Source organism: Micromonospora sp. 4G55 (assembly GCF_016803375.1).
The window spans coordinates 46,543-53,801 of sequence record NZ_JAEVHN010000003.1 but is presented as its reverse complement, the minus strand read 5'-3'; the positions used below and the strand labels follow the sequence as shown (position 1 = coordinate 53,801).

9 protein-coding genes and 1 pseudogene are annotated in these 7,259 nt (G+C 70.5%); 8 read left to right on the top strand and 2 right to left on the bottom strand.

The features are described from left to right. Positions 1 to 238: 238 nt before the first annotated feature. Entirely contained in the window at positions 239 to 835 is a 597-nt protein-coding gene (locus tag JNW89_RS00760) for an ATP-dependent Clp protease proteolytic subunit (RefSeq protein WP_088964893.1), read from the top strand. A gap of 242 nt (positions 836 to 1,077) precedes the next feature. Here the strand turns inward: JNW89_RS00760 and JNW89_RS00755 are convergent, their stop codons facing one another. Both JNW89_RS00755 and JNW89_RS00750 read right to left on the bottom strand, forming a co-directional pair. Beyond that, positions 1,078 to 1,719, bottom strand: coding sequence for a hypothetical protein (locus JNW89_RS00755; protein ID WP_238447188.1), 642 nt, complete (start codon positions 1,717 to 1,719; stop codon positions 1,078 to 1,080). A 79-nt stretch (positions 1,720 to 1,798) separates the two neighbouring features. Then, a complete protein-coding gene (locus tag JNW89_RS00750) occupies positions 1,799 to 2,860 on the bottom strand; it encodes a hypothetical protein (protein WP_238447187.1) in 1,062 nt (353 codons plus the stop codon). Between the two features lie 196 nt (positions 2,861 to 3,056). Here JNW89_RS00750 and JNW89_RS00745 point away from each other — a divergent pair, with 196 nt between their 5' ends. The 7 genes and pseudogenes from JNW89_RS00745 to JNW89_RS00715 all read left to right on the top strand — a co-directional run bounded on the left by JNW89_RS00745 (position 3,057) and on the right by JNW89_RS00715 (position 7,212). After that, positions 3,057 to 3,356 (top strand): metalloregulator ArsR/SmtB family transcription factor, encoded by a 300-nt coding sequence (locus tag JNW89_RS00745; RefSeq protein ID WP_255540220.1) that lies wholly within the window; start codon positions 3,057 to 3,059, stop codon positions 3,354 to 3,356. Continuing rightward, entirely contained in the window at positions 3,353 to 3,826 is a 474-nt protein-coding gene (locus tag JNW89_RS00740) for an SRPBCC family protein (protein WP_238447185.1), read from the top strand. The genes JNW89_RS00745 and JNW89_RS00740 overlap by 4 nt, the downstream gene beginning before the upstream one ends. Before the next feature lie 242 nt (positions 3,827 to 4,068). Then, complete coding sequence (locus tag JNW89_RS00735) at positions 4,069 to 4,230, top strand: hypothetical protein (RefSeq protein ID WP_238447184.1); 162 nt, start codon at positions 4,069 to 4,071, stop codon at positions 4,228 to 4,230. Positions 4,231 to 4,382: 152 nt separating this feature from the next. Continuing rightward, positions 4,383 to 5,060 (top strand): TMEM175 family protein, encoded by a 678-nt coding sequence (locus JNW89_RS00730; RefSeq protein ID WP_238447183.1) that lies wholly within the window; start codon positions 4,383 to 4,385, stop codon positions 5,058 to 5,060. A 13-nt stretch (positions 5,061 to 5,073) separates the two neighbouring features. Continuing rightward, positions 5,074 to 5,354, top strand: a pseudogene (locus JNW89_RS00725) (transposase family protein); the annotation flags it as partial. A gap of 105 nt (positions 5,355 to 5,459) precedes the next feature. Next, positions 5,460 to 6,458: an RNA polymerase subunit sigma-70 gene (locus tag JNW89_RS00720; RefSeq protein ID WP_238447182.1), complete on the top strand. Its 999-nt coding sequence runs from the start codon at positions 5,460 to 5,462 to the stop codon at positions 6,456 to 6,458. A 298-nt stretch (positions 6,459 to 6,756) separates the two neighbouring features. Further along, entirely contained in the window at positions 6,757 to 7,212 is a 456-nt protein-coding gene (locus tag JNW89_RS00715; RefSeq protein WP_238447181.1) for a DUF6069 family protein, read from the top strand. The last annotated feature ends 47 nt before the right edge of the window (positions 7,213 to 7,259 follow it).

Here is a 7,259-nt window from a genome sequence, read left to right as displayed (position 1 = left end):
TTGATCGCCTCGGCGCGGCCGGCGCCCGGCCCGCGTACCTCCAGGATGCTGGCCCGCCGCCGGGCCCGAACGGGGCGACGGCGGCTGACCGCGGGGTAGGCCGGCCGCGGTTCTGCCGTCGGCGGATCTGCCGCCGGCAGAAATCCTGGGGCCGCGACCGGTGCCGGGCGCAGGCTGGAGACGCCGGTTCCCGGGCGGTGCTCCTCGCCCGCCGGCGCAAGTCGGGAGGGCGGTCGCGATGATCGGGTACGACGTGCGCATGCTGGACGGTGGTCAGCCGACCTTCGGGGATCACGTGTTCGAGCGGCTGCTGCGGGAGCGGATCGTCTTCCTCGGCACCGAGGTCACCGACGACACCGCGAACCAGATCTGCGCGCAGATCCTGCTGCTCGCCGCCGAGGACAGCGAGCGGGACATCTTCCTCTACATCAACTCGCCGGGCGGCTCGGTGAGCGCGGGGATGGCCGTCTACGACACCATGCGCTACGTGCAGAACGACGTGGCCACGCTGGCGCTCGGCTTCGCCGGGTCGATGGGGCAGTTCCTGCTCTGCGCCGGCGCGGCGGGCAAGCGCTTCGCGCTCCCGCACTCGCGGATCATGATGCACCAGCCCTCCGGCGGGATGGGTGGCACCGCCGCCGACATCACCATCCAGGCGGAGAACATGCTGCACGTGAAGCGGACCATGCAGGAGTTGATCGCCCAGCACAGTGGTCGGACCCTGGAGGAGATCCAGCGCGACTGGGACCGGGACCGCTGGTTCACCGCCGAGCAGGCCCGCGACTACGGCCTGATCGACCAGGTGATCGCCCGGGTGGACCAGCTCGCCGGCTGACCGACGAGTGGCGGCCCCCCGTGGTACGCGCAACGTGTCCCGGCCCGGAGCGGACTCGCCCCCTCGATCGCGTCCGCCCGGCCGTGACCTGCGATCCTCACTGCATTTCGAGCCTATGCCGGGCATGCGCTGCCCGCTCAGCGAGAAGGCGTAGCGCTTTCGGAGCGAATCGTGTTACATGACCGCCCGCCCCCGGGATGGGGACGGGCGGTCACCGCCGCGCGGTCGCCCGCGCGCCGTGCTCACGGGTAACTGATCACCGGGCTGGTGCCGTAGCTACCGACGACCGGGGTGCCGACCTCGTTGACGGTCTTCTCGATACCGCCGCTGCCGTCGAGGAAGACGGTCACCATGTCGTGGAAGCGGACCCCGGGCCGGCGCGGCGCCTCGATCGCCCGGTCGCAACGGATGTCCACACCCTGGTTGAAGTAGGAGTAGACGCCCAGCCCCCAGGCCTCGTGCTCGCGTACCCGGTCGCCGACCTTGTAGGACGCCCAGCCCCGGCCGGTGGGGCTGGTCCAGGCGGCCTGGCTCGGCGGGTCGTAGGGCAGCTCGCTCTGGTAGAAGATCGTCCGGCCCCGCTCGCCGTTCCAGATGGTCTGGTAGCGCTGGTAGTGCTCCACGAAGAGCCCGTAGGCCGTCACGTCGTCGCCGTTGACGATCACGCCGGTGCCGGCGGTGTTGGCCGTCCAGCCGATGCCGTTGCCGTGGTCGCCGCGCCAGGCCCAGACATTGTCGATCAGCGTGTGGTCGCTCTCCACCACCAGGCTGGTCCGCGCGCGCCCGACCCAGGGCCCACCGATGCGGAAGAAGACGTCCTGCACCGAGATCGGGTCGTCGGCGTGGTCGCGGCGGGAGTGCCGGTGGCCGATCTGCACCAGCACGTCCGACTCCGCCTCGCCGGCGTCGACCAGGATGCCGACGATGCGGACGCCGTCGACGTCGGCGACCCGCAGCGCGGCGTCACCCCCCGGTCGGGGCGAGGCTCGGCATGCCGAGGCCGAGCACCACGGTGCCCGGGTGGATGACCCGCAGCGCGCGGTCCAGGCGGTAGACGCCCGGGGTGAGCAGCAGGTGCCGGCCGCGCGCCAGCTCCCGGTTGATCCGCTGCGCGTCGTGGCTCGGACGGGCGATGAAGAAGTCCCGCAGCGGCAGCGAGCGGGTGGTCCCGCCGCCGGCCGCCCAACTGGTGCCGGCGGTGTCGCGGCGCAGCCCCGGCACGGCGACCCGCCAGCGGCCGGCGGCGTCCACGAACAGGTACGGCTTCTCCCGGGTCACCGGGCTGGTCGGCAGCGTCGTGTACGGCGGGTTCGGGAAGCCCTGAGCGGGCGCGCCGAGCACGCCGGAGAAGACCTGGTTCCAGACCCCGTTGGTCCAGTCGCCGCCCAGCTCGCTGTCGCGGGTCAGCCACTGCTGCTGGGAGCCGTTGATCGTGATGCCGTCCACCTTGGAGTCGGCGATGAAGCCGCCGCTGGAGTAGCCGCCGTTGCCGGGCTCCAGCCAGAGGATGCCCTTGACGTGCACCCGACGCATCGGCGACGCCTGGGAGACGGCCCACTGGTTCGACCAGTCGGTGGGGGTGATGGCGAGGTTCTCCGCCGAACGCCAGAAGTTGGTCAGCGCGGAGATGCCGGCCGGGGAGTTCGGGTCGGGCTGGCCGACGACGCGTACCGCGCCGTGGATCTCCACGTCGTCCGGGTGCTCGCCCAGGCCGGCCACGGTCGTGTAGTAGCCCAGCCGGGCGTTCACCTCGTAGCGGCCGGGCTTGAAGAGCACCGCGTACCGGTCGGTGCCCATCTCGTTGTGTTCCTGGCGGGCGAAAAGCTGGTCCACGGTGGACTGGATCTCGGCGGCCGGGGTGCTCGGGTCGTAGACGAAGACGTTCGGGCCGAAGTCGGGCTCGTCCTCGAGGTGGCGTGCGGGCGCGGCGGAGGCGGCGGTGGCGGGGGCGAGCCCCGCCGCGGCGGCGGTCGCGGCAGCGAGGGTGAAGAGCTGCCGGCGGGACGGGTGAAGGGGAGGTGTCATCGGCCTACCTGTCGGTGGTGAGGTGCCTTCGGGTCCGTGAGAGCGCTCTCTGGGCGGCGCGTCGGGCGCCCGGGCTGAGGTGGGTGGGAATGAGCTTGTTTCTACCCCGCCGTGCCCGATCGCGCCAGAGGGAGCGCCCTTGACAGGAGTATCGGAAAGCCTAGACTTACCGTTCGTGGCCACTTACCAAGGGCGGATGTTGGACGCCCTGGGCGACGCGACCCGGCGGTCCGTCTTCGAACTGCTCGCCGCCGGCCCCCGTTCCGTCGCCGAGATCGCGGCCGAGCTGCCGGTCAGCCGTCCCGCGGTCTCGCAACACCTCAAGGTCCTCAAGGAAGCCCGACTCGTCTCGTCCACCGCTGTGGGCACCCGCCGCGTCTACGCGCTCGACCCGCAGGGTCTGGCCGCCGTACGCGGCTACTTCGACCAGTTCTGGAACCACGCCCTGGCCGCGTTCGCGCAGGCCGTGGAGCAACCGCCCGAGGAGACACCGTGACAACCGAAGCCACCGAGCCCACCGTCGTACGCACCAGCGTCGAGGTCGCCGCCCCGCCCGAGCACGCCTTCACCGTCTTCACCGCCGGGATGGACCGCTGGTGGGAACGCTCGCACCACCTGCTGTCCGGCGAACTCAAGCAGGTCGGCGTCGACCCGCACGTCGGCGGACGCCTCTGGGAGGAGAACGACGCCGGCGAGGTCTGCGTCTGGGGCACGGTCCTCACCTGGGACCCGCCGCGCACCTTCGCCTTCGCCTGGCTGATCGGCCCCGACTGGAAGGTCCCGCCGCCGGACGCGATCGGCAGCCGGGTCACCGTCACCTTCAACCCCACCGAGACCGGCACCCGGGTCGACCTGGTCCACGACCAGCTCGACGCGCACGGGTCCGGCTGGGAGGGCATCCGGGACGCGGTGGCCGGTGAGGGCGGTTGGCCGGCCGGGTTGCGGCTGTACGCGGCGACCGTTTGACCGGTGCGCTGCGGGGGCCGGTCCGGATGGGCGGGCCGGCCCCGCCGCTGCCTGTCGTGCTCTGGCTACTCTCGCTCGATGGCTGAGGACCTTGCGATCAAGCTGACCCACGACCAGGCCCTGGTGCTCTCCGATTGGCTTGACAGTGTGATCGGTACTGGGCGGTTCGACGCCATCGTCGACGAGGACATTGCCGTCTGGTCGGCGTTGCACCGCGTCAGCGCGCCCTGGAGACATCGCTCGTGGAAATCTTCATGCCGGACTACGCGGCACGTGTGGACGCCGCCCGCGCGCGTCTCCTCGCTGACCTCGGTGATTATTTCGTGCAGGAGCGGCAGGTGCAGCGGGACGCGGGGCACCACGACAGCGGCCACGAGGATCACCACGGCGAATCCGGATCTTGACCGGAACAGCGGGCATCTTGCCGGCTACCTATGCATTACGAGCTCCGGCACCATGGCACGCCGCTCGGCTCCGCGTCCCGCGGCGGTTGGTGCCTGATGCTTGGACGGTGACAGGACCTGTTCAGGCATCAGGAAGGTCAACACCGTTCGGTATGGAGCGCGATCCTTCGCGGGTCGTCGCGTTCAGCGATGCGGTCATCGCCATCGCCGTCACTCTGCTCGTCCTGGAGATCCGTCCGCCGCAGGACAGCCGGCACCTGTTCCACGGCCTCGTCGCGCTCTGGCCCTCCTATCTGGCTTACCTTGTCACCTTCATGCTGATCGGGCAGGTCTGGGCCAATCATCACGTGATGTTCGACCAGATCCGTACTGCCGACCGGACGGTGTTGTTTCTGAACACCGTGCTGCTGATGGACATCGCGTTCCTGCCATTCGCCGCCTCGGTTCTGGCCCAGGCGTTTCGTGAGGGAGAGGGACAGCGCGTTGCCGTCGTCCTGCACGGCATAGTGTTCGAAGTGGCAGCCATTTTGTTCAACGCCATCTGGGAGTACGCACGTCGTCATCGCCGACTGCTCGTGACCGCCATCGATTCCGCCGGCGTGAAAGCCATCAGCCGGCGCTTCCGGCTCGCCCTCACCTGGATCGCCACCGGGACCCTGCTGGGCGCTCTCCTTCCCGCTCTTGGCGTGGCGGTGATCGCCGCGTTCATTCCCTTCTACTGGCTGCCCATCCGGGGCGAGATCGCCAGGGCGGGCCCGCCGCGAGGGTGGCGGTCCGGACCGCTGACCGCACGCCTCCGACGAACGTCGAGTCCGCCGGCATTCGGCTGAGTAGAAGCCCTGCGTAACCTCCGCGGACAAGGCGTATCAAGGCGCCGGCGGTTCCGTGCGTACCCCCGTTCAAGCGGCACCGCTACCGGCCGAAGCTGTCGCGCCGGCAGCAGGCCGTGAACAAGGCCCACGCCCGGATCCGTTGCCGCGGCGAACGCGTCGTCGCCACCCTCAAGACCTGGAAGACCCTGAAAACCCTGACCAAGCTGCGCTGCAGCCCCTCTCGGACAACCGCAATGGGTGCAGGCCATCCTCGTTCTCCACCACGTCGAAAACCCGACCTCCCAAGGATGAGAAACGCTCACTGGATCAGCCATGCCGACTGACCCTGGTGATGAGTTGTCGCGCCCGCACCCGTCACACCTACGACGGGACACGACGAGACGGAAGGATGACGAGATGAGTGCGGACACGCGGCTGGAGGAGCTGGGCGTGAGCGGTCTGGGCGAGGTCGACGAGCCGACGTTCTCGGGGCTGGCGGAGCGGCACCGGCGGGAGCTGCACGTGCACTGCTACCGGATGCTCGGGTCGTTCGAGGACGCCGAGGACACCGTGCAGGAGACGTTCCTGCGTGCCTGGCGGCGGCGGGAGACCTTCGAGGGGCGGTCGACGTTCCGGGCCTGGCTGTACCGGATCGCCACCAACGCCTGCCTGGACCTGCTCGCCAAGTGCCGCCCGGAGCCTGCGACCGGCGGCGAGGTGCGGTGGCTGCAGCCCTACCCGGACCGGCTGCTCGACGAACTGCCCGCGGGCGACGCGGACGAGCCGGAAACCGTCGCCGTCGCGCGGGAGACGATCGAGCTGGCGTACCTGGTCGCAGTCCAGCACCTCGCGCCGCGCCCGCGGGCCGTGCTGATCCTGCGGGACGTGCTCGGCTGGCCGGCGAAGGACGTCGCGGAGCTCCTCGGGGACTCCGTCAACTCCGTGAACAGCGCGCTGCAGCGGGCCCGCGCCGGCATGCGGGAGCACCTGCCCGCCGAGCGGCAGGACTGGACCGGCGACGAGAAGGACGCCGGGACGCGCGAGCTGGTGCGCCGCTTTACCGACGCCAGCGTGGCCACGGACATCGACGCGCTCGCCGCAATGCTGCGGGACGACGTCCGCTGCTCGATGCCGCCCACGCCGGGCCTGTACGTCGGCCGCGAGGCGGTGGTGAACGACTGGATCGACGACGGCTTCGAGGGCATGACGGGTCTGCGCGCCGTCCCCACCTCCGTGAACCGGCAGCCCGCCGTCGCCTTCTACCTCTGGCGGAAGCGGGAGGGCGCGTACCTGCCGCTGACGATCGACGTCCTGCGCGTCACCGGCGGGGCGATCACCGAGATCATCATCTTCCACGACGACCAGTTCCCGCGGCTCGGGCTGCCGGAGCGCCTGCCGGCGGACGGCACGGAGTAGTCCCGGTGTGGACGCTCGCGCTGCGCGGTGGCGCGCGTGTCGCGGTGGTCGCGGCCCAGTGGTGCAACGCGTTCGGCGTCGTCACCCGCGGGCGGGTGCAGCTGGAGTTGCGCGACGGCGAACCCGGGCCGGTCCTCGGACGCGACGCCGAGTTCTGGCTCCGCGGCACCGGCGTCCGCGCCCTGCGGAACCCCGGCCGTCGCACGGCGAGGGTGCGCATCGTCACGCCCAGGGCCAGGACCGTCACATGCCAGTCAACACACCCCGTACGCCAGTTACCGAATGATGGAGGAACGACATGAACAGCATGAATAACACCGGCGTCGTCGCAGGCCCGGCATCGGGCCAGACCAGCCACACCCACCGACTCCGCGGGCTCGCCGTCACCGGCTTCATTGCCACGCTCGCAGCGATGGTGGCCACCACCCTCGCCGCTGCGCTCGCCCAGGCCGTTGGCGTCGACTTCGAGGTCCCCGATGGTGGCGAGACGATCCCGTTGTCCGGGTTCGCCGTGGTGACCGGCTTCTTCTCGGTCGTGGGCATCGTCATTGCCGTCGCTCTTCTTCGTTGGAGCGCTCGCCCCGCCGAGCGATTCGTGTGGACGGCAGTGTCGCTGACCGCGATCTCGTTGGTCCCGCCACTCGTTTGCGGGGCGAACACCGCCACCACCACCGCCCTCCTCGGGCTACACCTCGTCCCCGCGACGGTGATGATCCCCACCCTGGCGCGGAGCCTCCGCACCCGGACCGATTGACGATCCCGCAACGGGACACGCGCGGCGCAAGGGCGTGTGCACTAACG